The organism is Streptococcus sp. 32226D021BW, from assembly GCF_053545015.1.
Genome location: NZ_JBPPVC010000002.1, coordinates 175,291 through 199,357, shown reverse-complemented (window position 1 = coordinate 199,357; position 24,067 = coordinate 175,291). Strand labels below are relative to the sequence as shown.

The following is a 24,067-nucleotide window of genomic DNA, read 5'->3' as shown; positions in this document are numbered from 1 at the left end:
GAAGGAGAAAGCTATGTATAATTACGCTAGTTTGAAAAAAGTTGACGGAACTATCACGGCTTTCGAGCCTAGTGACAACATGTCCATCAACGGTGTGCCCCTCAATCAACTGGTCGAGGGCTACCGACATTTGACGGTGACAGGGAGGGGTTTGCTTGATCAATCGGTCAAGTCAACGTCTGTCCCTGGCCGTCGTGGTGTCTGGGTGGAAGATGTTTCAGACGATGAACGTATCTTGGAAATCAGGTACCAACTGAGCGCAGAAACTAGCTTGCAAATGCGAGATAGGTTCGCCAAACTCAACAAGATATTGCGCACACATGCAAGCAGTGGCTATTTGGAAATCACATTCAAAGACGAACCAACTTACACCTATTACGGCTATTACAACGGCGCAGAGGATATTGAGGAAAAATCTTTGACCATTGTCAGCAAGTTTTCTTTGATTGTGCCAGACGGTTATAAGAAAAAATCAGCCCAGAACTCAACTGGGCTTGTTTCTTTGTCAGATGCCTTGGAAGTCTTACCTGAGTCCATCACAGTCACACCAACTGGAACGGTCAATCAGGTACAGATTATCAACGGCACAAAGATTTTATCTTTCTCTGGTTCGTATGTGGCTGGGAAAGACATTGTGGTTAGATTTGGAGCTGATGAAGTGACAGCTACATACGACGGTAGGAATATTCTTGGCGAACTAGATCGATTTAGCCCGCTGGAACAATTCACGGTCAAGAATGGAGACACTATCACGGCAAAGAATGCCACAGTAAAAAATGTAGTTTGGAGGGATGAGAGAGCGTGATTTATTTATTCGATAAAGATGAGAAGCTGATAAAGATTGTCAGAAAATCGGCTGTCAAGACTGCCCTGCAGAAGTACGCACTAACCATAGAACGCTACGTATCTGACCGTTTGACAGTTGAGTTGAAAGGGCTGAATACGGCCGAGTTGGAGCAAATCGAATACATGGCTATTCAGACCATGGAAGATGCTCATACCTTTCATTATTTCTACGTGGCTCAGAAGTTTTCAGATAGTCTGACAACTCTGATTGGTGTCCAGTCAGGGATTGAGGAGCTTCGGAAGTCGCCTGTTTTTGATAAGCGTCCAAAGAATGCCTTTGCCCGTGATGTGATTACAGACTTGCTTGCTGGTACCAACTGGCAAGCTCGTTTTGTTGGCGAAACCACTCCACACAGTACCAATTTCTACTACACGTCTGTTTTTGATGCCTTGAAAAAGGTCTGTGAAGTCTGGGACTTGGAGATGCAATTCTTTGTCGAGATGAACGGCAATCGCATCGGTGCCCGTTATATCGACTTTAAGCAACGAATCGGTGAGGCAGTCGGTAAGCGTGTGGTTTATGGACACAATGCCTTGCAGATACTGCAAGAGGTGGAACGCACCAACATCTTCACCGCCCTTGTCGGTCGTGGCAAAGGCGAGGAAACTGGTGACGGCTACGGTCGGAAAATCACATTTGAAGATGTGGTTTGGTCAAGGACACAAGGCAAACCGGTTGATAAGCCTAAAGGGCAGAAATACCTAGAATTGCCCTTGATGACAAGGCAGTATGGTATCAAGAATGCTGATGGCTCTATGCGTCCTAAAATCGGCTTTGTGGACTTTTCGGAAGAAGAGAATCCAGAAGTCTTGATTGAACGGACTTACAAGGCTTTGATTGATGCTGCTCGTCCGCAGTTGACCTTAAAGACATCTAGTGTCTATTTGAAGGGGGTTAAGGTTGGGGATACCATTCGAGTGGTTCGGCACGATAAAAAACTGGACTATGATACTCGGATTTTCGAAATTACCTTCAACCGACTGAATAATCAATCCAGCGACATCAAGCTTGGAGACCGAATTGGCGAAAGTAACGAAGCCAAAGCTCAAACAATTGCGGATAAGGCTGTGGAGCAGTTTGTCACTAACGAATTTTCCAATTTTGTTCAGAATTTGCCTGACTACTTACCAAGTGCCGATGGTTTTAATAATAACTGGTACGGTGCTGAAGACCCTACTGTCAAGTATCCAGGTAAAGTGCTGATCAATGATATTTGGTATAAGCCAGATCCAGAGCACGAAGGACACAAAATCATGCTTCGGTGGACTGGAGAAGTTTGGGAAGAAATTCTGAGAACCTACGAAAGCGAATCTTTGCGCGATAGGATTGCGGAAGAAATCGCTCAAGTCAACACCTCCATGCAAGCTCAATCTGAGGAACACGACAGACAGGTCGCAGACATTCTGTCCAAAACGCAGTCTGTCGAAGAGCTTGCTAACCAAGCTAAGACAGATGCTGCTAGTGCTATTACGCAAGCGTTGCTGTCAAAAGACGAAACTATCGCAGATGCAAGATCGCAGGTTGCGACGGTCAGTCAAGCACTTAGTACGGCTAAAACGGACTTGCAAAATCAAGTTAACGCGGTTGATGCTAAGGCTGTGCAAGCACAAACAGATGTAGATGCACTAGAAATAAGAGCAAACAGCATCGCAGATGATTTGTTGTCCGCAAAACAAGAGTTGTCGAATAGTGTCTCTCAAATTGATGCTAAAGCACAGACATTAACTGCTGATTTAGCAAATTCAAAAAACGATATTTTAGCTCAGGCTACTGCTCAGACCGTTTTGAAAAACAGAGTGACCACAGTCGAGGCAACCGCAAATGGTACGAAAGAGACTGTTACCCAACTTAGCAAGACAGTTAATGATTTGAGCGGAGAAGTCACAAACGCTACTCAATCTATTAAGACTGTCGAGGACAGTATCGATGGTGTTTATACAACGTTATCGAAAATCCAGGTTGGTGGCACTAATCTACTCAACCGTACTCGTGACCTTTTTTACAACATCAACAAAACTAATAATACAAGCGAGACTTACCAAGGCTTTACGGTAGCCAGCGGTGTTTCGGCAGGTACAGATCATGCAGACATATACCGCCAAACGACGAACATTGTCGCTGATAAAACGGACTACTTTATGACGTTTTATGCAAAAGGAGTAGTTGATGGCCAGACGATATATTGTTACTTTTTCAACCCAGCATCAACGACAAGAGCAGAAAGTAACCAAGGTACCGTGACTTCAGATGCTGACGGAAAAATCACGATCACTCTGACAACAACTTGGCAACGTTACTGGATTAAATGGACGCAAACAGCAGGTACTACGGCTAAAACTGTCTTAATTGGACGTAACTACTCAACCGACAGGGCTTATGTTGCAATGCCGGCACTTTTTGAAGGAAACACAATAAGAGATTGGGCTGGCTCGCTACAAGACTCGTCAATGGAATTTGCTGAATATAAGCAAGCTATTGATGGTCAGTTGACAAGTCTAAGTAACTCATACCTGACATTGGATGGTAAGGTGGCGCAGAATACTGCAAGAATCGAAACAACTGTCGACAGTATACGTGAGGATGTCACGTCGCTACAATCCTACGTTGATGATGAGGGTACACGTAGAACAGAATATTTAACGACAAGTGCATTAAAGACAGCTGAGTTAATTGCAGTAGAGCGAACAAAAACTGCCACAGATTATGTGGCTAAGTCTAATTATACCGAAGACGTAACTACAATTAGACGAGATGTCAGTGAGACTAAATCTGAGCTCGGATCGGTTACTGATCGCACAAAAGCTGTTGAAGATGATTTATCAGGCACCAAAATACAGTTAGCTAGTGCAGAGAGTATATTAAATACTGCCACTGGGAATATCGACGTTTTGAACAGCAAGTCGGCGACTTTTCAAACTGCTATTGATGGCATCAATAACAAATTTGACAATTTAAGACTTGGTGGAGGCAACTTAATATTAAACAGTGCCTTTCCAACCAATACTCAGTATTGGTCTGGACAGATGATTGTGTCGCAACATAATTATTATTACAATGGGCAGAAAAAACTATTCTTGTTACAGACAGCTTCAACCGCAGAAGTAACGGCATCTACCAATCGCTTTGAAGTAAAGCGGAATACAGATTACACAATATCATTTTATGCATTTTCTTCAAGCAGAGTAAGTTCTAGCGATGTTTGGTTCTTGGGACGGAAGTCTGGCGAAACTAATAACTTCACGTCAACTAATATGTTTATTGGAGCGAGGAAGTTTTCGCCAATTAAAGCTGAGTACGTGACAGTAACTTTCAACTCTGGTGATAATGATAATGGGTACATCCGTTTTGACAATAATGGCTCTACCGATGGTCAAATGGCTGTGATGTACTTCGGCGAAGTTATGCTAGTCGAAGGGAACACGCCTCAAGCGCATCAAATGGCCGATATTGAGATAAGTAATCAAATCGCAGAATACAAGCAAAACGCAGACCAAAACTACGCTGGCTTGCAATCAACCGTCAGCACGTTAGATGGTAAGGTCACTCAAAATAAGACCGAAGCCAATCAGACAGCTACGCAGTTATCAAACCGATTAACAAGCCTTGAAACATATAAGGACGGTGAATTAACTCGTGCTCAGTCGTATTTTGAGGCATCTAAGACTGAGACGGCTAGACAGTTAACTGCTGAGCGTACTGCAATATCGGCTAATTATGTTGCAAAATCAACATATGATGAGGATGTTAGAGGCACCACGTTAAAACTCAATGAGATTAAGACGACTGCTGACACTACAAAGCAAAATCTAGCGACTTATCAAGACACTGTTGACCGTAAGTTGACTGAACTAACATCAAGCACGCAGACGCTTGACGGTAAAATCAACACCGCAAGCGCGAAGGTTGATACCGTCGCTGGTCAGATACGGACTGAGATTAGCGAGGTTGAGGGTAAGATCCCGACGACTATCGGTGGACGCAATTTGATAAAGAATGGCGGATTCCCAGAAAGTCTCGATTTCTGGACATTGCTTAACCCTACGAATTTTAAGCGAGCAACTCACAACTATTATTACAACGCCCAAAAGACACTCTTTCTGTTGCAAACAGCTTCAACCGCAGAAGTAACGGCATCTACCAATCGCTTTGAAGTAAAGCGGAATACAGATTACACAATATCATTTTATGCATTTTCTTCAAGCAGAGTAAGTTCTAGCGATGTTTGGTTCTTGGGACGGAAGTCTGGCGAAACTAATAACTTCACGTCAACTAATATGTTTATTGGAGCGAGGAAGTTTTCGCCAATTAAAGCTGAGTACGTGACAGTAACTTTCAACTCTGGTGATAATGATAATGGGTACATCCGTTTTGACAATAATGGCTCTACCGATGGTCAAATGGCTGTGATGTATTTTGGCGAGGTTATGCTTGTTGAAGGCCGAGTAGCGAGGACATATGAGCCATCACCGGAAGAAGTGATGGACGAAGTAAAAAGTGTAAAAACCACAATCACTCAAACCGCTTCGGGTGTCGAACAATTATCGACTAGCCTATCTACCACTAATAACAAGGTCACGACTGCTGAGACTAAAATTAATCAGTTGATTAGTGACGTATCAAGTAAAGTATCTCAAACGGATTACAACACGCTAACTGGTCGAGTAAGTAGTGCAGAGAGTGCTATTACTCAAAATGCGACTGAAATCAGCAAACGATTGACTAGTACACAAGTCGAGTCGGCAATTACTGGAAAAGGCTATCAGACTAAAATACAAGTAGATAGCAATATCACAGGTCGTGGGTATATCACGAATAGTGCATTACAACCCTATGCGCTATCTACGACAGTCCAAACCCTCGTCAGAGAAACGGCAGATAGCTTTAGTAGGACAATTAGTGAGACAAAAGCGTTGATACCTACAGAAGTTGGTACTCGCAACCTTGCACTTGAAACGTCATCAGAATGGAATACGGACTACAACAAATTCAACACTGACGGAACTTCGGTTATTATACTTTTAGCAAAAGTCTTGACTGACGGACTCAAAGTTGGAGACATTATACAAATTTACGTAGAAGTATCAGCAGGATTAGAAGGTAGCAATATCCAAATGCGTCTGCAAGGAGACGGAGATGTGACAGGCTGGGGAACAGGAAACTTCCCAATTAGCCAGTGGCGATCTTATACAAACGCAGGTGGATACGTGTTTAAATATTCAGCGACCGTTAATGAGGATCACATCAAGAATAGCTTTTGGACTGCAAGACTACGTGTCGATGGTGCGACAAGTGGTTGGGTTAGACACAGAAAATTAAAGGTTGAACGCGGGAACGTTAGAACTGACTGGTCACCAGCGCCTGAAGACCTCGCAACCGTCACAGCATTGCATAACGTTACAGACACAGTAGATAGTCACACACGTACTATCGGCGCTGTCGGCACGGCTGGCAGTATTTTGGACAACGTCAGCAAGGTTACTCAGACTGCTAACGGTCTGGTGCAGGAGGTGTCTGGTTCTAACGGACTCAAGACACAAGTCAGCACGCTTGCTGGGTCTTATGCGATCAAAAGCCTGACAAAGGCTGGCGATGTGCTTGGGCAGATTAACCTAAATCCAGATGGCTCTGTTAGGATTAATGAGGGTCTTATTAGCATAGGCGACAAGACCTATATCAAAAATGGTGTTATCAAGTCGGCCATGATTGGCAATGGTCAAATCGGTACGGCACATATCGGAGAGATTGATGCAGGGATAGCTAAAATAATCAATCTGGATGTATCGAACATCAAGGGTCTCGATGCAGAATTTATCAAAGCGAAAATCGAAAATGCATTTATTGAGTGGATGAAAGGTAAAACGATTACTGCTCAAAACGAAGCCATGACAATAGGTCTTAATGATGCATTTATACGATTTAAAGATAATGCCAAAATTGAGTTCCAGAGCGAAAATAATACGCTCTTTCGGACCCGCAATGGCACGTCGGCCTTTATCCATTTTAGAGATGATGGCTACAACGGTGTGTATACCGCTATGGGTGTAAATGCCGACAATACAGGTACTCAAAATGATTATTCGTCAGGTCGTTTTGCCGGCGTGCGCGTAATCCGAACTAACCCTAATCGTTACAGTGGCACAACAATTGACCAAGTGCAGTTAATCGGAGACGAGATACGCATGAGACACGGTTATGGATACGAAAATGATTACTTAATCGTTAACTATGATGGTGGTCCCAAAATTAACCTAATGGCATGGTTGCGTCAATTTAACACTAATTTTATGCATTTGGTAAACATTACTGGCCGTGGTGATGTAATTAAAACTTTTTAGAGGAGAAAAAATGGACCAATTAATCAAATCAAAATTAGCTATCAATATTGCTCAATTGTCGCTTGATAAAGCAACACTGGAAGCTCAAAATGAGAGTTTGCAAGCGACTGTTGATCAACAAGCGAATACAGAGCAAACTCTTGCTAACCGCATCCAGGAGCTTGAAGCAGAGAATGCAAATTTAAAAGAACACAATGAGTCGCTATTGAAGCAACTCGATGATATGACCGTGGAGGTAGTAGAATGAGAGCGTGGAATGTGGTAGGGAAATACCCTATCTATAAAGACGGAGCGGTAAGTCATACTGAAATTGCCATCGCATCGACGACGGGTGGTTATGCAACGTACACAGAAAAAGTGGTGGGCAACCACATGGACAAGCCAGAAAGCGAGCTAGTTGAGTTGGCTCGTGAGGCTCACTTTAAGTCTGAGTACGCTGACCGTGCGATGGCGGAGTCTGTCCAGAAGATTGACGAATTAGAACAATCGATTAAGCAAAATAAAACGCTCAACGCAGAATTGCGAGTGCAATTGGATTTTGCTGGGACAAAAATCGCTCAAATTGACGAATCGTTAGAGAGGTCTAACAAACAATACACACGGGTTGAGGAAATGATGAAGATGACAACAGCAATGGTCAATGAACTAATTGAATCTGTCATGGGTGCAGAAGATGATGTTACAGAAGAAAGTATTACAACGAATTAAAGATTTTATAACAGGAGGAGAAGCAATGATGATTAACTATTTTGCAATGCAAGTACAACTTGGGTGGATTACTTTGGAGCAAGTTCCAAAACGTTATCGTGACAAGGTAAAAGAATTGGTTGAAATGGCTGAAATCGGCTTAGATACAGAGGCATAGCCTATGCCAGGACAAGACATCGTCCGGGAAGCCATGCTACAAGATTGGACGATTGACAAGATTAGCGGTATTTTAGCGACCGCCTTGGTCATTATCGTTATTTTTATTGTGGTGGCGCAGGCTTGGACAAACAAGAAACTAGTGGGAGGCTTTCAGGAGACTAACAAAGAGCTCTTGAAAGCCAACACTGAGATAGCTAGAGAAAATCAGACGCAGATGGCCAGATTGACGGAAGCGGTAAATAATTTATCTAGCGAAACACGTCGCGACATTTCGGCTCTCAATGAAAAAGTCGAAGGGCTAGAGGATACTATACGAGATAGGCAGATGATGCCGTAGGAGGAAAAAAAGATGAATCAAATCACAGGAATAATTGTTAGCTCTGCAGCAGGTATTTTAACTATTATCGGTGGCACGATAATCCACGAGGTCAAGAAGTATCTGATTGCCAAAGGTGGTAAGCGTGCCATAGAAATCACTGAGATATTGGCACGGAATGCCGTCAATGCAGTAGAGCAGATTGCTAAGCTAGACCAAGAGCATCATGTTGATAAGTTAGACATGGCAAAGCGACGGATTACTAGTCAGCTAGAAAAGTACAATATCTATATGACTGAGACGCAATTGGAAACGTTTATCGAAAGTGCAGTTAAGCAGATGAATGATGCTTGGAAGGAGACTGATAAATGACGACAGTAAATGAAGTGGTTAATTTTGCCAAAGACCTAGCCAACCGCGGTCAAGGTGTGGACTATGACGGTTGGTACGGCAAGCAGTGTGTAGACTTGCCAAACTGGATTTGTGGCAAATATTTCGGCAAGGCTCTTTGGGGCAATGCGATTGATTTGATTAAATCAGCCAAGCAACACGGATTCGATGTGCATTATATGCCTACCTCTGAGCGTCCTCGTCCAGGGGCTATCTTTGTCAAAAATTACTGGGCTAGAGACGGTATCAACTATGGGCACACAGGATTGATTATCGGTGTTAGTGGCAATACCGTCCAAACGATCGAGCAAAACTTGGTAGGTAATTTGTCAGTCGGTGGTCCTGCTCAGTACTCTAGTCAGCAAATCAGCAATCTTGTCGGCTGGTTTTATCCACCTTACAGTGACTCTACTGCAGCACCAACTCAGTCTAATAGTGGCAATCTCGGAAAATACAAAGACGAGCAAGGGACAATGACTGTTAAAGTGTCTTTGCTCAATGTTCGAGACAAACCTGGTCTTGACGGTAAAATTGTGGCTACTTACACTTATGGCGAGCAGTTTAATTATGATTCGGTCTATATTGCTGACGGTTACTTTTGGGTATCGTACGTTAGCCGTAGCGGTGTACGTCGCTATGTCGCAGCAGGCGAAGAATCAAATCGGCGTAATGTCGTTCCTTACGGCACATTTAAATAGATTTTTAGTCCAGCGGTCTGCTGGGCTTTTTTTGTTGCCCAAAATACAGTAGAATACAGTAAAAAGACAGATTTTTTGCGAATTAACAGATAGGAGGTAATAAACTATGTTACATTATGACGAATTAAAACAGGCAATAGATGACGGGCATATTAAAGGCGATACGGTCATGATTGTCCGCAGAGATGGCAAGGTATTTGATTACGTCTTGCCAGACGAAAAGGTCAGGCCGTGGGAAGTAGTGTGCGAGGAGAAGGTAGGGGATGTGATGAGGGAATTAAGGCTCTTGCCCCAAAAGTCATAATAGATCTTGTTGGGGCAAAATTGGGGCATAAGTTTAAAACTTACCAATATTAACCAGTCGGAATTGTTCATTTTTACTACTTATGAACGCTATCAAAACAAGGTTTTTTGCTATATAATACTTATGAAATTATCATCTATTAAAAAGACGCTGTAAAATAATTCAGCATGAAAAAGCCCGTCATATCAAGCTTTCTAGCTTGTCCGACGGGCTTTTTTCTGTGTTTTGGGGCTCCCAGAGTCAGGGGAGTGACTCTGGGAGGTTGGAGATGAAGCAAAAGCCTTTTGCGTCAAAGAGTCATGGGAGTGACTCTGGGAGGTTGGAAATGTAGCAAAAAGTTTTTTGCATCATTTTTGGGGCATAAAATCAGTAATTTTCCATGATTTCAGCTACATTAGCCTTGAGTTTCTTTGTGACATGGGTGTAAATTTGGGTTGTTGTCTTAGCATCTGCATGTCCGACACGGTCCATGATAGCTTTCAAGGGAACTCTGTTTTCTGCTAGACGGCTGACAAGAGTAGGTGACCTTGTGACAGGTAATCGACAAATTGTATCACAGTACTTGTAACTTTGGAAAAACAAAAAAACCAGCCTTGTAGACTGATTTTTAAGGAGATTTATGAAAAATTTTAGGATACACTTATAGTATAACCGAATTTTCAGATAATTCATCGGTCTTTAGACCTATTTTGTTAAAAAACAAACTTTTGTTATAATAGAGAACAAAATTAAGAGGAGATTTTTATGACCATACGTAAAGCTACACAATCAGATATTCCAGTATTAAATGAATTATTGCAAGATATCTTACAGGTTCATCATCAGGCACGACCAGATATTTTTAAGAGTGGGGGTCAAAAATTTTCTGAGGAACAATTAAGGCAGTTATTGGACAATCCCGCTAAGTCAGTTTTTGTTTACGAACTGGAAGGTCAGGTTGTCGGTCATCTTTTTTGTGAAATCACGACTGCGACTGGTGATGTATTAGAACCAGTCAAGACCTTGTATATTGATGATCTGTGTGTGGCTAGTTCTGCGCGTGGTCAAAAAATTGGTGAGCAATTGTATACATTTGCTCTCTCTTATGCCAAGGAGCAGGGCTGCCACAATCTAACCTTGGATGTATTGGCAGACAATGCGGGGGCTGTTCGCTTTTATGACCGTTTGGGTATGAAACCACAAAAATTCCGTATGGAGAAAATAATTGATTAAAAAAAGAGGGGTTCCCTCTTTTTTAGTGTTCTCTCATTTTTGCTAAGAGCTTTTGCGCAGTTTCAAGGTTGCTGTGTTTTTCTTGACGCAAGAGCTGGGCTAGTTTGTCCACTTTATCTTCCTCAGCGCCAGCAAGCAGGGCTAGGGATTTGGCATGGAGTTTCATGTGTCCCGCCTGAATGCCAGAGGTGACTAGGGCACGCAGGGCTGCAAAGTTTTGACAGAGCCCGACAGAAGCGATGATGGAGGCCAGTTGGCGAGCCTTGGGCTGCTTGAGCAGGTCAAAAGCAACTGCCACCTTGGGATTGAGTCCAATGGAGCCACCGACCGATGCAATCGGAAGGGGCAGGGTGATGGAGCCGACCAAATGCTCCCCGTCAACTGTCCAAGTGGATAGGCCTTTATAGTGGCCATCACGACTAGCAAAAGCATGAGCGCCAGCCTCCACCGCCCGCCAGTCGTTTCCAGTCGCAATCACCACGGCATCAATACCGTTAAAAATCCCCTTGTTATGGGTCGCAGCACGATAGGGATCCAGCTGAGCCAGTTTGCTAGCCAGGGCGATTTTTTGAGCGGTTTCTTGGGCAATAGCCGAGCTAGTTGCAAGACTAGAGATAGCAAGACGACACTGGGCAGTGACCAGGGATTCCGTTGCGTAGTTGGAAAGAATACCCATCAAGGCCTGTCCATTGCTAAGTACTTCCAAGTCATCCTTAATGGCTTCCAGCATATTATTGAGAATATTGGCACCCATGGCTTCTTGAACATCCACCTGAAGATAGACAATCAGAAAATCTTCCTTACTTTCCACAGTCAGGTCATGAGCGCCACCGCCTCTTTTGACAATAGATGGATGGGCTTGATTGGCAGTTTCTAAAATATTGTCCTTTTGGTCAAGAATAGCTTGTCTTGCTCTGTTATGATCAGGAACATCAAAAAGTGCTACCTGTCCAATCATGATACGGTTGTGGATGGTGGTGGTAAAACCGCCAGATTTAGCGATGATTTTGGCTCCGAAGGAAGCGGCAGCAACCACAGAAGGTTCTTCAGTGACCATCGGGACAGAATACATTTGTCCATCTACAAGCAGTTCAGGTAGAACTGAGAAGGGCAGGGAAAATGTTCCTAAATGATTTTCTGCCATCTTGCCTGCAATGGCCTCAGAAAGGTTTTTGTCCTTATGAAGGATATCAAGGTTTTCAGGTGACAAAGTGTTGTTTTGATGGAGGATGTCAATGCGTTCTTGACGTGATTTTTTATATAATCCTGAGAAATGGGCCATGATTTCCTCTTTCTAATTTCTAACGAAAAGCGCCCTTGGATGAGAGCCAAAGGGCGCCGTTTTGGGGAGCGGGAAAGAACTTGACTGATAGAAAAGAGTTTTCCTCGCTTCCAAACAATAGGCTCGGGCTAAAATAGTCTACTGGACTATTTTAGCCCGCCCCCGCATAGTTCCAACTGTCTGGGAGACAGTTGGAAGTTGGAAATAGAGCGAACATTGTTCGCAACAGTCGAAATGGTCAGATTTAGAGTGTGGTAACACGAATTGCTGAGATTTGCTTTGCAAATCTTATCTCCAATCTCTAACAGTCCACTGGACTGTTAAACCCAATCAACCACTGCGCTGAGATGTTGACGCTAACTGTGAAAAGTGTGCTGGAAATTCGATCAGCCTATCATTCATTATTCCAATGAATGATAGGTAAAATGCTTATTTACGATAAATCCGTTTGTGCTTATTTACTTGGATAAGAGCAAATGGTGTTTGGTCTACGGGTAGGTCGATAGCCGTACCTGTTTCGTCCAGGTTGATTTCTTGGAAGAAGATGTTTTCGTATTCTTCAATACTGATTTTTTTGCGTTGGTTGAGGTTTTCTAAGCGGTTTTCTTCTAATTGGTTTTGGAAACCTTCCACCAGCTGACCACTGAAAATTTCACAGACAGCACCACTACCATAGCTATAGAAGAGGATTTGCTCCCCTGCCTTGAGCGCTCTGCTATTTTCCAAAAGGGACAGGAAAGAAAGGAAGATAGAGCCAGTATAGATGTTGCCGACAACCTTGTTATAGACGATAGCTTCTTGGAAACGTTCTGTCAAACGGTTGAGGGTTTCTTCATCTTTGGCAATGGCTTGTAGACCTTTTAGTCCCTGTTTGGAGAAAGGAATGTGCAAGCACATGGCTGCAAAATCCTGCAAGGACTTGCCAGTTTTCTTCTGGTAGTAGGCAAAGGTCGTGGTCAAGCAGTCAGTGTATTGCTCAGTAGAGAAGCGACCGTCAACACGAGGGTACTTGTCGTAGTTTGGTCTCCAGAAGTCGTAGATGTCGCGGGTCTGGCAGACATTGTCATTGTTGAGGACCAAAATGCGTGGATTTGCTGTAACTAACATGGCAACAGCTCCAGCACCCTGAGTTGGTTCACCGCCAGAAGCTGCTCCATACTTGGCAATGTCGCTGGCAATCACCAAGACTTTTGATTCAGGGAATTGAGCGATGTGGCTCTTGGCTAAGCTTAGTCCAGCAGTAGCTCCATAACAAGCCTCTTTCATCTCGATGGAACGAGCGAAGGGCTGGATACCGAGCAGACCGTGGATGGATACAGCAGCAGCCTTACTTTGATCGACGCTTGATTCTGTACCGACGATGACCATGTCGATGGTCTGCTTATCTTCTTCGGTCAAAATAGCTGCGGCAGCCTGGGCACCAAGGGTAACAATATCTTGTGTAACAGGTGCGACAGCCATTTCTGACTGGAGAAGTCCAACTTTGTATTTATTGGGATCAATGTTGCGGGCTTGGGCCAAATCAGCCAAATCTAAAACATAATCGGGTGCCGCAAAGCCGATTTTATCAATACCGATGTTCATAGTTTATCCTTTGTTTACAAGTGATAGGTTATTGTTTTTGTGCATTGGAAACGATAAGGGAAATTCCCTGACCGCCCCCAATACAGAGGGCACATAGTCCCAGTTCTTTGTCTTGCTTGATGAGTTCGTGGATGAGGGTCACCAAAATCCGACTGCCGCTGGCTCCGATTGGATGACCAAGTGCGATAGCGCCACCGTTGACATTGACTTTTACAGGATCAATTCCTAATTGGTCAACAACGGGAATGGACTGGGCAGCAAAGGCTTCGTTCAACTCGAACAAGTCAATATCTTCAAGGGTTTTCCCAAGTTTTTCAAGAGCTTTTTGACTTGCAGTTACAGGCCCCATGCCCATGAAGGCAGGGTCTAGACCACTGGTTGCATAGCTTTCTATATAGGCTAGTGGTTCAATGTTCAATTGCTTTGCTTTTTCTTCAGACATAAGTACAAGGACTGCGCAGCCATCATTGATACCTGAGGCATTGGCAGCTGTGACCGTACCGTCTTTTTTGAAGGCAGGTCGAAGTGTTGCTAATTTATCAAGTGGGGTCAGACGAGGATATTCATCTTGGTCAAAGATACTTTCACCTTTTCTACTTTGAAGCTTAATAGGAATAATCTCATCTGCGAAGCGACCTTCGGCAATGGCCTTGGCAGCTTTTTCTTGACTGCTGTAGGCAAAGGCATCTTGTGCTTCACGACTGATTTGGTAGCGTTCGGCAACATTTTCCGCGGTAATGCCCATGTGGTAGTCATTGAAGGCGTCTGTCAGACCGTCTGTCAGCATGGAATCTTCTAAGCTGATATGACCAAATTTGCTGCCAAAACGGCTGGATTTGGATAGGTAGGCAGCCTGGCTCATGATTTCAATACCTCCGGCAACAACTACATCGTTGTCGCCTAGTAGGATGGATTGGGCGGCCAGGAGGACTGATTTTAGTCCAGAGCCACAAACCTTATTAACACAGTAGGCTGAGGTGGTTTCTGGAAGTCCAGCCTTGAGAGCAATCTGGCGAGCAATATTTTGTCCGTGACCAGCAGAAAGGACGTTACCAAAGATTACTTCGTCGATAAGGTCAGCTGGGATGTGTTTATTTTGTAGGGCTGCTTCAAGGACCTGAGCCCCCAAATCAGCGATGTTTATATCTTTTAGACTACCTCCGAAACTGCCAATGGCAGAACGGTAGGCAGACACGATAGCTACTTTTTGCATGATAACTCCTATATGGTATCGTTTTGAACTGTCGTGTTCAGCCCAACTATTATACCATGATTTTATTTTTTTTCATAAGAAGAAAGGTAGGTCTACAGACTGAATTTACATGAAAGTGAATGAAAGCGTAAACAGATTGTGGAAAAGCTAGCATTTTTTTACATTTTCGTGTAAAATAGAGAAGTATAAGAGGGAAACCTCAAAATATAAAGGAGAATCCATAAATGGTAAAATTGGTTTTTGCTCGCCATGGTGAGTCTGAATGGAACAAAGCTAACCTTTTCACTGGTTGGGCTGATGTTGATTTGTCTGAAAAAGGTACTCAACAAGCAATCGATGCTGGTAAATTGATCAAAGAAGCAGGTATCGAATTTGACCTTGCCTTCACTTCAGTATTGAAACGTGCAATCAAGACGACAAACTTGGCTCTTGAAGCTGCAGATCAATTGTGGGTACCGGTTGAAAAATCATGGCGTTTGAACGAGCGTCACTACGGTGGTTTGACAGGTAAAGACAAGGCTGAAGCTGCTGCTGAATTCGGTGACGAGCAAGTTCACATCTGGCGTCGTTCATACGATGTATTGCCACCAGAAATGGCAAAAGACGATGAGCATTCAGCACATACTGACCGTCGTTACGCTCACCTTGACGGTTCTGTTATCCCAGATGCAGAAAACTTGAAAGTAACACTTGAGCGCGCACTTCCATTCTGGGAAGACAAGATTGCTCCAGCTTTGAAAGACGGCAAAAATGTATTCGTAGGCGCACACGGTAACTCAATCCGTGCCCTTGTAAAACACATCAAAGGCTTGTCTGATGACGAAATCATGGATGTGGAAATTCCAAACTTCCCACCACTTGTTTTCGAATTGGATGAAAACTTGAACATTGTGAAAGAGTACTACTTGGAAGCATAATTCATTGACACCTGAGCTTGCTCGGGTGTTTTTGCATACAGAGTAGAAGTTTTTTTACTGAGAATATGATATACTTAGACTATTAACAGACAAAAGGAGTTTATGATGGCTAGTAAAAAAATGTTGCACGCTTGTTTGCGTGTTGAAAACTTAGAAGCATCTCAGAAATTTTATGAAGAAGCATTCGGTTTTAAGGAAACTCGTCGAAAAGATTACCCAGAGCACAAGTTTACCTTGGTCTACTTGGCACTTGATGGAGATGACTTTGAGATTGAGCTGACCTACAACTATGATCACGGTCCATATATTGTAGGAGATGGTTTCTCACATTTGGCCCTTTCTTCCGATGATTTGGAGGGAGATAATGCTAAGCATAAGGAGCTGGGCTATCCAACGACAGACATTAAGGGCTTGCCAGGTAGTCCAGGTCGCTACTATTTTGTGACAGATCCAGATGGCTACCGTGTAGAAGTCATCCGCGCTAATTAAGCTTAAAAGATTGCCTCGGCAGTCTTTTTTTTTTGACAGAAAAATGGTTCGGTTTTTACCTAAAATATAAATAGGTATGCTTGACAGAAAGACGATAAAACTATATTATAGTATAAGGTGAATATGAAAAGGAATAAATACAAAATGAAAAGGTTGTTTTGGCTTCTCTTGAATGCATTTCTAGTAGCCATGATGGTGGTTGCAAGTATTTATCTATACCGCAACTTCCAAGATTGGCAATTAACGCATTTTATTCAAGAAAAAGAAGAACTGGTACTGAAAGGACAAGCATCTGATTTAGAGGAGGGGAATATCGGTTCTACCCATGTGGTTGCGACCATACCAAAAGACCCGTCTGGTCAGAGAATTACCCAACTAGAACAAAAAATTGTGGGACATATCCGTCATAAGTTAGGCTATAAGAAGCCATCGGGAAAGATAAAAAATGTCCTTGTGGTTCATGTCAAGGAGGGACAGACCAATTTTAAGAAGGTTCGGGCTCATGAGATCCATAGTGAGCAGTATGCTGTCCAACCCTTACAAGTGAAAAAAGAGGAAGAAGTTACGTCAGAGCGTGTCTTGCTGACAGAAGATCAGCAACTCTTCACCTTGGGAGATATGTTTCTAGACTTGAATGCTGCTAAGACCATCATGGTCAATAAGTTGCAGGAAAAATTGACTAGTCAAGGCTTGGATGAGGCAGAAAAAGCAAGGATTATTGCAGAGTTTCAAAATCTAGACTTGGAAACAGTCGTTTTTAGTTATGCCAATAGTCAATTGGTTCTGGCATTGTCTGAGGAAGTTTTTAAGACAGCTAGTCTGGAATTAGCTATTTCAGATTTCTTCCCGATTATGAAAGGGGATTATCTAGCAGATGTTGACAAGGCTAATTATGATCAGTATCTTGCCCAGAATCAAGTGGATAAAAAAGCCCTTCGTCAAATTTCCTTGACCTTTGATGATGGGCCAAATCCTGCGACGACACCGGTTATTCTGGATTTTTTAAAGAAATACAATGTCAAGGCGACCTTCTTTGTATTGGGAAGTAATGTGGAAGGAAATGAAGCTATCCTTCAGCGTATGGTAGCAGAAGGGCATGAAGTTGCCAATCATACTTGGAGTCACCCTGATTTGACCTATCTTACGACCGAGCAAATTCAGCAGGAAATTGAGATGACACAGGCCATCGTTGAAAAAGCTATCGGTAAGCGACCAACCATGATGCGTCCGCCATTTGGAGCTGTCAATCAGGCGGTGGTAGATGTCATGGGACTTCCGTCAATCTACTGGAATGTGGATACAGAGGACTGGTTAAATCGAGATAGCCATACGATTTTTGGTAGAGTGAAAGATCTGGCTTGCCCAGGCTGTATCATTCTCATGCATGACATTCATCAACCGACTGTGGATAGTTTGGAACCTGTCTTACAGTTCCTTACATCTGAGGGCTACACTCTGGTGACTGTAACAGAATTATTGGGACCAAATCTAAACCCTCAACACATTTACTATGACCAGGAAAACAATGGTCCGGCACAATATTAAAAGGAGGTTTCGACCTCCTTTTCTCTATACTTTATATAATTCTTGGTTCTTCAAGATGACTTCTTGGACATCAGCGTATTTTTTCAATTGCTTGACTTCACTTGGGCTAGATACTAAGGTAATGACCAATCCGTCCTTGCCCATGCGCCCAGTGCGTCCAGCACGGTGGGTATAGGCCTCTTGATCGAATGGAACTTCAAAGTTAAGAACACATTCTAAATTATCAATATCAATCCCACGCGCTACCATATCGGTTGCAAGCAAGAGATTGAGCTCGTGGTTTTTGAAACGCTCAATGATGACCTTGCGGAATTTGACATTGACATCCGAAGCTAGAGAAACAGCATTGACCCCATTATAAAGGAGTTTATCCTCGCTGGCCCCTAGATCTGATAGGCTATTGAAGAAAGTAAGAGCACGAAAATCTGGAATATTGGCAAATTTACGGAGAGTTTCCAAACGGTCACGCTTGTCCACCATCATGTAACAATGCTGAATATTATCCAATTTCTGTTCAGATAAATCAATGCTTTCAATGTCTTCAGCAATTTTTTGACGGTCAAATTTAGCTGTTGCACTCATATAGATCAACTGGTGGTCACGAGGTACATAGTTGATAATCTTTTCCACAAACTGATATTGAGAATCAGAGAATAGCTGATCAAACTCATCTAAGACAATGGTGTTGATATTCATCATCTTGATTTTTTTCAATTTAATGAGCTCGAAAATTCGACCGGGAGTCCCAATTAGGATTTCGGGTCCTTTTTTTAGTCGCTCAATTTGGCGCTTTTGACTTGAACCAGATAGAAAGAGTTGAGCGTTTAGACCAATCGCTTCCGCCCAGATTTTGCAAACATCAAAGATTTGACCCGCAAGTTCTGTACTTGGAGCAAGAATGAGCAATTGTTGGGCCTTTTTAGGTGTCAGAGCCAGTAAGCTGGGCCAGAGGTAGGCAAGGGTCTTACCCGTACCTGTTGGGCTGATTGCCAATAGGGATTTTCCAGTTTTGATTGGCTGGAAGGCTTGGACTTGGATGGGCGTAAAGTCCTCAAAGCCAAGTTGAGTCAGCTGGTCAGTCCAGCTGGTTGGGAAATTAGTTTTCATGGGTATCCGCCTTAAAGGTTATTCCTGCGTCTTGGCGCATGGTGTAGAGAGTATGATGGACCGCCTCAGCCACATCCAGCCATTCTTCTGCTAGCTCATGATTGTTCTGCTGGATGACTTGGGCAATGGCTTGCGCTTCCTCCAGCATAGAATCTTCCTGAGCTTGGATAGGTAGAACTACTTGGCTGCCATCGTGTTTTGTAAAAATAGCAGAGCTGATATGCTGGCAGGCGTTGAGTGTGAGGGTGCCTTCGCTGGTATAGATTTCACTTGGAAGGTTGCTGGTGATATTCTTTCCAGCCTGAATAGTCACAAGAAAATCATTGTAAATCAGTTGCCCGGTTCCATTTAAATCAATGGATGAAGGGAGCTGGTGGGCAGCGTATCGGGCTGCATTTGGTCTGCCAAAGAGGCCAATGGCAGTATAGAGAGTATAAACTCCTAAATCCATCAAAGCTCCGCCAGAAAAATCTGTTGAAAAGATATTCGGTGTCTGTCCTGCCAAGAGGTCAGGCATTTTAGAAGAATATTTGGCATAGGAGAAGTTGGCACCCCAAATAGTCTTATCCTTCAAGAAGTCCTTAATGATAGCAATGGCTTCCTCGTGGTAATTGCGAGCTGCTTCAAATAGGAAGACACCATTTTCCTGGGCAATTTGACGAAGCTGGGCCAATTCTTGAGGTGTGGACACCATAGGCTTTTCAACGATAGCGTGTTTACCACTAGAAAGGACTGCCTTAGCTTGCTCAAAATGCAAGGCGTTTGGACTGGCAATATAGACCAAGTCAATCGGTGCAGAAAGGAATTTTATCCATTCTGTGTATAATTTTACATTTTCGTAATTTGTTGAAAATGACATAGCAGTTTCCAGTTTTCTTGAAAATATCGCTGATAATTGAAGATATTTACTCAAATGAGCAGAGGAAATGAACTTGTGACTGATGTCTGAAGTACCAATAATTCCAAAATTTAGCATAAATTCTCATTTCTTTATGTGTTATCCTTTCCATTATACCATGTTTCATGGTAAAATAGTATTGAAAATAGAAGGAGATGATGATGACTCAGAAACCCATTATTATTGGCGTAACCGGCGGATCTGGGGGTGGCAAGACAAGTGTGTCGCGTGCCATTCTGGATAATTTCCCAAATGCTCGCATATCAATGATCGAACACGATTCTTACTATAAGAATCAGTCACACCTAACCTTTGAAGAACGGATATTGACCAATTATGACCATCCACTAGCCTTTGACACAGATTTGATGATTTACCATCTGGGTGAATTGTTGGCAGGGCGTTCGGTGGATATTCCGATATATGATTACACTCAGCACACCCGTTCAGATAAGACCTATCGTCAGGAACCACAAGATGTATTTATTGTGGAAGGTATTTTGGTATTGGAAGACAAGCGGTTACGGGATTTGATGGATATTAAAATCTTCGTCGATACTGACGATGATATTCGCATCATTCGCCGTATTAAGAGAGATATGGAAGAACGTGGGCGTAGCTTAGATAGTATCATTGAACAGTACACCACGGTGGTGAAACCTATGTATCACCAGTTTATCGAGCCGACCAAGCGCTATGCAGATATCGTCATTCCTGAAGGCGTCAGCAATCTTGTAGCTATCGACTTGATCAACACCAAGGTGGAGAGTATATTAAGAGAGCGTGGTTAAGATGCCCAAGCAGAGAATATTACCCCATATAATACTAGGGATAATGGGTGCTAGCGGTCAGATGGTAACTGGTAAGCAGATTACCGACTATGTTCAACGCGATTTAGGAGAATTTTGGCAGGTAGCTCATAGCCAAGTCTATCCAGAGCTAAAACGCATGACCAAGGAAGAGTTGATTACCTGTCATGCTGTTCCTGGCAATGAAAAAGAGAAGCAGTATGCTATGACTGCGACAGGTCGTCAGCTTTTGGAAGATTGGCTATCCATTCCAAATGATGAGACTCCTCAACAAAAGGATCTGTTTTCTATTAAGATGTTTTTTATCCGTGATAAAAATGACCCGCGGATACCAGGTTTGTTGGAGAATCAAATTGAATTAGTCACCAAGCACTTGAAACACCTAGACAGTCGCAAGGTTGAGTTATTCTCAACCAAGGAGAGTATTCAAGACAACTATGGTCACTACTTGATTTTGACCCGAGCAATTGAGCGCAATCGTGCCCAGCTCAAGTGGTTGGAAGATACCTTAGCAAGTTTGTAACGGTTCGGCTTTCCGAGCCGTTTTTTCTTGTACTCTAAGATAGATTATGTTAGAGTTATAAAAGTAATGTGAGAGAAGGAGAAGATAATGTCCATTCAACAAATAGTAAGTATGGTCTTGCTGGTTTGGAATCTTATCGTGTTTATGACCTATGGTCTGGATAAGGGTAAGGCCAGAAAGGATGCCTATCGAATTTCTGAAAAAAACTTATTACTTATGGCTTACTTGGGTGGTGGTCTAGGTGCCTGGGCAGGTGGAACACATTTCCGTCACAAAACCCAGAAAAAGTATTTTCAATTAGCTTGGGCTGTAGGTGTCTTGATTGATGCTCTTATTATCTATTGGATTTGGAAATAGGCGAAGGCCTTTTTCTTTTTGTTCGAACTATTTTCGAACTATTAAAGTTAATCTTTCTATGCTATAATGTACCTATGAATAAAGAAGAAAAAAAATCAAATTACCAATTACTTTTAGCTCAATTGGAAGCTCTTTTAGAGGGTGAAACCAATGCACTTGCCAATCTATCAAACGCTTCAGCTCTTCTCAATCAGGCTTTGCCCAATTCTGTCTTTACAGGTTTTTACTTGTATGATGGGCAAGAATTGATTTTGGGGCCTTTTCAGGGTGGCGTTTCCTGTGTCCATATCTCACTTGGAAAGGGTGTCTGCGGTGAGGCTGCTGCCAAGCGCCAGACTATTCTCGTAGACGATGTTCGTCTGCATGACAACTACATTTCCTGTGATGCGGCAGCCTTGTCAGAAATCGTGGTGCCTATGGTGAAGAACGGTCAGTTGTTGGGCGTTCTGGACTTGGATTCCAGACTGGTAGCTGATTATGATGCCATTGACCAAAAATACCTAGAAGAGTTCGTTGCCCTCCTTGTAGAGAAAACGGACTGGAATTTTACGATGTTTGGAGAAAAATCTTAATGTACCAAGCTTTATATCGGAAGTACCGCAGCCAGACCTTCGGAGAAATGGTGGGGCAGGAGGTGGTGGCGACCACCCTCAAGCAGGCCATTGAGCAGGGGAAAATCAGCCATGCCTATCTCTTTTCAGGTCCGCGTGGTACGGGGAAGACTTCGGCAGCTAAAATCTTTGCCAAGGCCATGAACTGCCCCAATCAGGTGGCTGGCGAGCCTTGTAACGATTGCTATATCTGTCAGGCCATCACTGAGGGTAGTCTGGAAGATGTGATTGAGATTGATGCTGCGTCAAACAATGGTGTCGATGAAATCCGTGATATTCGGGACAAATCGACCTATGCACCAAGTCTTGCCACCTACAAGGTTTATATCATTGACGAGGTCCACATGCTGTCAACCGGGGCTTTTAACGCCCTCTTGAAGACCTTGGAAGAGCCGACTGAGAATGTGGTCTTTATCCTAGCCACGACGGAGTTGCACAAGATTCCTGCGACCATTTTGTCGAGGGTGCAACGCTTTGAGTTCAAGTCAATCAAGGTGACGGATATTCAGGCCCATTTGGCTAAGATTTTGAGCCAGGAAGGTCTGGCTTTTGACGAGCAGGCTTTGACCATCATTGCCCGTCGGGCAGAAGGTGGTATGCGGGATGCCCTGTCTATTTTGGACCAGGCCCTCAGCCTTAGTCCTGACCAAACGGTTAGTTTGGAAATTGCCGAGGAAATCACGGGTTCCATTAGCCTTCGCGCTCTAGATGACTATATAGCTAGTCTGCGTCAGGCGGACAGTGTGTCGGCACTGGGACACCTGCAGACCTTGTTTGACCAGGGCAAGAGTATGAGCCGTTTTGCGACAGACCTCTTGCATTATCTGCGGGATCTCCTTATCGTGCAGACGGGCGGTGAGAATACCCACCTGACGGCTGGTTTTACGGAAAATCTAGCACTGGATCAGGCTCGCATCTTTACCATGATTGAGCTGGTGACCAAGGGATTGGCGGACATCAAGTCCAGCCCCCAACCCAAGATTTACGCTGAAATGATGACTATTCGTTTGGCTGAAGATAGTTCTTCTTCGGGGGCAATGGCAGAGCTGCCAGCGGATTTGATCAGCCAAATCAGTAAACTACAAGAACAAGTGGCTGACTTACAGAAGCAATTGAGCCAACTCTCTAGCCAGCCAAGTGCTGCCAAGCCCGTTTCACGCAAGCCACAAGCACCGAAGAAGTACCGATTGGATACCAGCAAGGTTCATGCTATTTTGCAGGAAGCCATGGAAAATCCAGCTCAGGCGCGTGAGAATTTGACCCGCCTGCAAAATGCCTGGGGTGAAATTATTGAGAGCTTATCTGGGGCTGATCGTGCCTTGCTTGTTGGTTCCCAGCCAGTAGCTGCCAATGAAAACCACGCCATTCTTGCATTTGAATCCCCACTCAATGCCGAACAGACCATGAAGCGTGACAATCTCAATACCATGTTTGGAAATATTCTCAGCAAGGCAGCAGGCTTTTCGCCACAGATTTTGGCCATTGCTCAGGAAGATTGGGTCAGCATTCGAGCTGAATTTTCAGCCAAGGCTAAGGGGCAAAAGACACAAGAAAGGGAAAAAGAAGAAAGCCCTGTTCCAGAAGAATTTGGCTTTCTAGCAGACACAGTTGAGATAGTAAATGATTGATAGCAATATCGGTCTTAGGACTGATGTGAAATGTGCTTGACTAAGGTATACTATAATCAATCCTAAATATTTTTCATAATCTCCTTAAGAAAGCACCGACTGAGTTGGTGCTTTCTTGTTTAGCTAGCATACATA

At 43.4% G+C, this 24,067-nt stretch carries 23 protein-coding genes and 1 pseudogene; 18 read left to right on the top strand and 6 right to left on the bottom strand.

All coding sequences use genetic code 11. The features are described 5' to 3' along the window. Positions 1-13 precede the first annotated feature (13 nt). The 9 genes from ACEE44_RS02490 (at position 14) to ACEE44_RS02450 (ending at position 9,757) form a co-directional block, all read left to right on the top strand. On the top strand, positions 14-805 hold the full coding sequence (locus ACEE44_RS02490) for a distal tail protein Dit (RefSeq protein ID WP_449171144.1): 792 nt from the start codon (positions 14-16) through the stop codon (positions 803-805). After that, complete coding sequence (locus ACEE44_RS02485) at positions 802-7,182, top strand: phage tail spike protein (protein ID WP_449171143.1); 6,381 nt, start codon at positions 802-804, stop codon at positions 7,180-7,182. Before ACEE44_RS02490 ends, ACEE44_RS02485 begins: the two co-directional genes overlap by 4 nt. A gap of 10 nt (positions 7,183-7,192) precedes the next feature. Further along, on the top strand, positions 7,193-7,429 hold the full coding sequence (locus ACEE44_RS02480) for a hypothetical protein (RefSeq protein WP_449171142.1): 237 nt from the start codon (positions 7,193-7,195) through the stop codon (positions 7,427-7,429). Further along, the gene (locus tag ACEE44_RS02475; RefSeq protein WP_449171141.1) at positions 7,426-7,890 is read left to right on the top strand and encodes a DUF1366 domain-containing protein; all 465 of its coding nucleotides are present in this window, start codon (positions 7,426-7,428) and stop codon (positions 7,888-7,890) included. Before ACEE44_RS02480 ends, ACEE44_RS02475 begins: the two co-directional genes overlap by 4 nt. A gap of 25 nt (positions 7,891-7,915) precedes the next feature. After that, entirely contained in the window at positions 7,916-8,047 is a 132-nt protein-coding gene (locus tag ACEE44_RS02470) for a hypothetical protein (protein WP_449171140.1), read from the top strand. A 3-nt stretch (positions 8,048-8,050) separates the two neighbouring features. Further along, the gene (locus tag ACEE44_RS02465; protein WP_172068657.1) at positions 8,051-8,386 is read left to right on the top strand and encodes a hypothetical protein; all 336 of its coding nucleotides are present in this window, start codon (positions 8,051-8,053) and stop codon (positions 8,384-8,386) included. 12 nt (positions 8,387-8,398) lie between these two features. Continuing rightward, a complete protein-coding gene (locus ACEE44_RS02460) occupies positions 8,399-8,737 on the top strand; it encodes a phage holin (protein WP_449171139.1) in 339 nt (112 codons plus the stop codon). Continuing rightward, positions 8,734-9,453: a CHAP domain-containing protein gene (locus tag ACEE44_RS02455; protein WP_449171138.1), complete on the top strand. Its 720-nt coding sequence runs from the start codon at positions 8,734-8,736 to the stop codon at positions 9,451-9,453. The genes ACEE44_RS02460 and ACEE44_RS02455 overlap by 4 nt, the downstream gene beginning before the upstream one ends. 106 nt (positions 9,454-9,559) lie before the next feature. Continuing rightward, a complete protein-coding gene (locus ACEE44_RS02450; RefSeq protein WP_449171137.1) occupies positions 9,560-9,757 on the top strand; it encodes a competence regulator inhibitor paratox in 198 nt (65 codons plus the stop codon). Between the two features lie 366 nt (positions 9,758-10,123). On the opposite strand, the pseudogene ACEE44_RS02445 reads toward ACEE44_RS02450, so the two are convergent. Further along, positions 10,124-10,276 (bottom strand): annotated as a pseudogene (locus ACEE44_RS02445) (tyrosine-type recombinase/integrase); the annotation flags it as partial. A 225-nt stretch (positions 10,277-10,501) separates the two neighbouring features. Between ACEE44_RS02445 and ACEE44_RS02440 the strand changes: the two are divergent. Beyond that, positions 10,502-10,969: an N-acetyltransferase family protein gene (locus tag ACEE44_RS02440; RefSeq protein ID WP_449171136.1), complete on the top strand. Its 468-nt coding sequence runs from the start codon at positions 10,502-10,504 to the stop codon at positions 10,967-10,969. A gap of 22 nt (positions 10,970-10,991) precedes the next feature. Here ACEE44_RS02440 and ACEE44_RS02435 read toward each other — a convergent pair whose 3' ends face one another. The 3 genes from ACEE44_RS02435 to ACEE44_RS02425 all read right to left on the bottom strand — a co-directional run bounded on the left by ACEE44_RS02435 (position 10,992) and on the right by ACEE44_RS02425 (position 15,048). Then, positions 10,992-12,251 (bottom strand): hydroxymethylglutaryl-CoA reductase, degradative, encoded by a 1,260-nt coding sequence (locus ACEE44_RS02435; protein WP_449171135.1) that lies wholly within the window; start codon positions 12,249-12,251, stop codon positions 10,992-10,994. Between the two features lie 429 nt (positions 12,252-12,680). Next, positions 12,681-13,835: a hydroxymethylglutaryl-CoA synthase gene (locus ACEE44_RS02430; protein ID WP_449171134.1), complete on the bottom strand. Its 1,155-nt coding sequence runs from the start codon at positions 13,833-13,835 to the stop codon at positions 12,681-12,683. Between the two features lie 28 nt (positions 13,836-13,863). Beyond that, positions 13,864-15,048 (bottom strand): acetyl-CoA C-acetyltransferase, encoded by a 1,185-nt coding sequence (locus ACEE44_RS02425; RefSeq protein ID WP_449171133.1) that lies wholly within the window; start codon positions 15,046-15,048, stop codon positions 13,864-13,866. 224 nt (positions 15,049-15,272) lie between these two features. Between ACEE44_RS02425 and ACEE44_RS02420 the strand changes: the two genes are divergently transcribed. The 3 genes from ACEE44_RS02420 (at position 15,273) to ACEE44_RS02410 (ending at position 17,999) form a co-directional block, all read left to right on the top strand. Next, complete coding sequence (locus ACEE44_RS02420; RefSeq protein WP_105144426.1) at positions 15,273-15,965, top strand: phosphoglycerate mutase; 693 nt, start codon at positions 15,273-15,275, stop codon at positions 15,963-15,965. Positions 15,966-16,070: 105 nt separating this feature from the next. Continuing rightward, the gene (gene gloA / locus ACEE44_RS02415) at positions 16,071-16,454 is read left to right on the top strand and encodes a lactoylglutathione lyase (protein WP_105118140.1); all 384 of its coding nucleotides are present in this window, start codon (positions 16,071-16,073) and stop codon (positions 16,452-16,454) included. A gap of 144 nt (positions 16,455-16,598) precedes the next feature. Further along, the gene (locus tag ACEE44_RS02410; protein ID WP_449171132.1) at positions 16,599-17,999 is read left to right on the top strand and encodes a polysaccharide deacetylase family protein; all 1,401 of its coding nucleotides are present in this window, start codon (positions 16,599-16,601) and stop codon (positions 17,997-17,999) included. A 24-nt stretch (positions 18,000-18,023) separates the two neighbouring features. Here ACEE44_RS02410 and ACEE44_RS02405 read toward each other — a convergent pair whose 3' ends face one another. Beyond that, the gene (locus ACEE44_RS02405; RefSeq protein ID WP_449171131.1) at positions 18,024-19,106 is read right to left on the bottom strand and encodes a DEAD/DEAH box helicase; all 1,083 of its coding nucleotides are present in this window, start codon (positions 19,104-19,106) and stop codon (positions 18,024-18,026) included. After that, complete coding sequence (locus ACEE44_RS02400; protein WP_449171130.1) at positions 19,096-20,082, bottom strand: Gfo/Idh/MocA family protein; 987 nt, start codon at positions 20,080-20,082, stop codon at positions 19,096-19,098. The genes ACEE44_RS02405 and ACEE44_RS02400 overlap by 11 nt, the downstream gene beginning before the upstream one ends. A gap of 83 nt (positions 20,083-20,165) precedes the next feature. Between ACEE44_RS02400 and udk the strand changes: the two genes are divergently transcribed. From udk to dnaX, 5 genes are all read left to right on the top strand, one after another. Beyond that, positions 20,166-20,795, top strand: coding sequence for a uridine kinase (gene udk / locus ACEE44_RS02395; RefSeq protein WP_248050662.1), 630 nt, complete (start codon positions 20,166-20,168; stop codon positions 20,793-20,795). Between the two features lies 1 nt (position 20,796). Beyond that, a complete protein-coding gene (locus tag ACEE44_RS02390) occupies positions 20,797-21,336 on the top strand; it encodes a PadR family transcriptional regulator (RefSeq protein ID WP_332412926.1) in 540 nt (179 codons plus the stop codon). An 87-nt stretch (positions 21,337-21,423) separates the two neighbouring features. Then, positions 21,424-21,693 (top strand): DUF1294 domain-containing protein, encoded by a 270-nt coding sequence (locus ACEE44_RS02385; RefSeq protein WP_332413471.1) that lies wholly within the window; start codon positions 21,424-21,426, stop codon positions 21,691-21,693. A gap of 74 nt (positions 21,694-21,767) precedes the next feature. Beyond that, positions 21,768-22,265, top strand: coding sequence for a GAF domain-containing protein (locus ACEE44_RS02380; RefSeq protein WP_449171129.1), 498 nt, complete (start codon positions 21,768-21,770; stop codon positions 22,263-22,265). Further along, entirely contained in the window at positions 22,265-23,932 is a 1,668-nt protein-coding gene (dnaX, locus tag ACEE44_RS02375; protein ID WP_449171128.1) for a DNA polymerase III subunit gamma/tau, read from the top strand. Before ACEE44_RS02380 ends, dnaX begins: the two co-directional genes overlap by 1 nt. Positions 23,933-24,067: the final 135 nt, after the last annotated feature.

Coding starts and splice junctions, on each gene's coding strand:
- ACEE44_RS02420 (WP_105144426.1), top strand. CDS start 15,273: ATGGTAAAATTGGTTTTTGCTCGCCATGGTGAGTCTGAATGGAACAAA.
- udk (WP_248050662.1), top strand. CDS start 20,166: ATGACTCAGAAACCCATTATTATTGGCGTAACCGGCGGATCTGGGGGT.
- ACEE44_RS02385 (WP_332413471.1), top strand. CDS start 21,424: ATGTCCATTCAACAAATAGTAAGTATGGTCTTGCTGGTTTGGAATCTT.
- ACEE44_RS02465 (WP_172068657.1), top strand. CDS start 8,051: ATGCCAGGACAAGACATCGTCCGGGAAGCCATGCTACAAGATTGGACG.
- ACEE44_RS02450 (WP_449171137.1), top strand. CDS start 9,560: ATGTTACATTATGACGAATTAAAACAGGCAATAGATGACGGGCATATT.
- ACEE44_RS02455 (WP_449171138.1), top strand. CDS start 8,734: ATGACGACAGTAAATGAAGTGGTTAATTTTGCCAAAGACCTAGCCAAC.
- ACEE44_RS02410 (WP_449171132.1), top strand. CDS start 16,599: ATGAAAAGGTTGTTTTGGCTTCTCTTGAATGCATTTCTAGTAGCCATG.
- ACEE44_RS02490 (WP_449171144.1), top strand. CDS start 14: ATGTATAATTACGCTAGTTTGAAAAAAGTTGACGGAACTATCACGGCT.
- ACEE44_RS02475 (WP_449171141.1), top strand. CDS start 7,426: ATGAGAGCGTGGAATGTGGTAGGGAAATACCCTATCTATAAAGACGGA.
- ACEE44_RS02440 (WP_449171136.1), top strand. CDS start 10,502: ATGACCATACGTAAAGCTACACAATCAGATATTCCAGTATTAAATGAA.
- ACEE44_RS02400 (WP_449171130.1), bottom strand. CDS start 20,082: ATGCTAAATTTTGGAATTATTGGTACTTCAGACATCAGTCACAAGTTC.
- ACEE44_RS02425 (WP_449171133.1), bottom strand. CDS start 15,048: ATGCAAAAAGTAGCTATCGTGTCTGCCTACCGTTCTGCCATTGGCAGT.
- gloA (WP_105118140.1), top strand. CDS start 16,071: ATGGCTAGTAAAAAAATGTTGCACGCTTGTTTGCGTGTTGAAAACTTA.
- ACEE44_RS02460 (WP_449171139.1), top strand. CDS start 8,399: ATGAATCAAATCACAGGAATAATTGTTAGCTCTGCAGCAGGTATTTTA.
- ACEE44_RS02405 (WP_449171131.1), bottom strand. CDS start 19,106: ATGAAAACTAATTTCCCAACCAGCTGGACTGACCAGCTGACTCAACTT.
- dnaX (WP_449171128.1), top strand. CDS start 22,265: ATGTACCAAGCTTTATATCGGAAGTACCGCAGCCAGACCTTCGGAGAA.
- ACEE44_RS02380 (WP_449171129.1), top strand. CDS start 21,768: ATGAATAAAGAAGAAAAAAAATCAAATTACCAATTACTTTTAGCTCAA.
- ACEE44_RS02470 (WP_449171140.1), top strand. CDS start 7,916: ATGATGATTAACTATTTTGCAATGCAAGTACAACTTGGGTGGATTACT.
- ACEE44_RS02480 (WP_449171142.1), top strand. CDS start 7,193: ATGGACCAATTAATCAAATCAAAATTAGCTATCAATATTGCTCAATTG.
- ACEE44_RS02430 (WP_449171134.1), bottom strand. CDS start 13,835: ATGAACATCGGTATTGATAAAATCGGCTTTGCGGCACCCGATTATGTT.
- ACEE44_RS02390 (WP_332412926.1), top strand. CDS start 20,797: ATGCCCAAGCAGAGAATATTACCCCATATAATACTAGGGATAATGGGT.
- ACEE44_RS02435 (WP_449171135.1), bottom strand. CDS start 12,251: ATGGCCCATTTCTCAGGATTATATAAAAAATCACGTCAAGAACGCATT.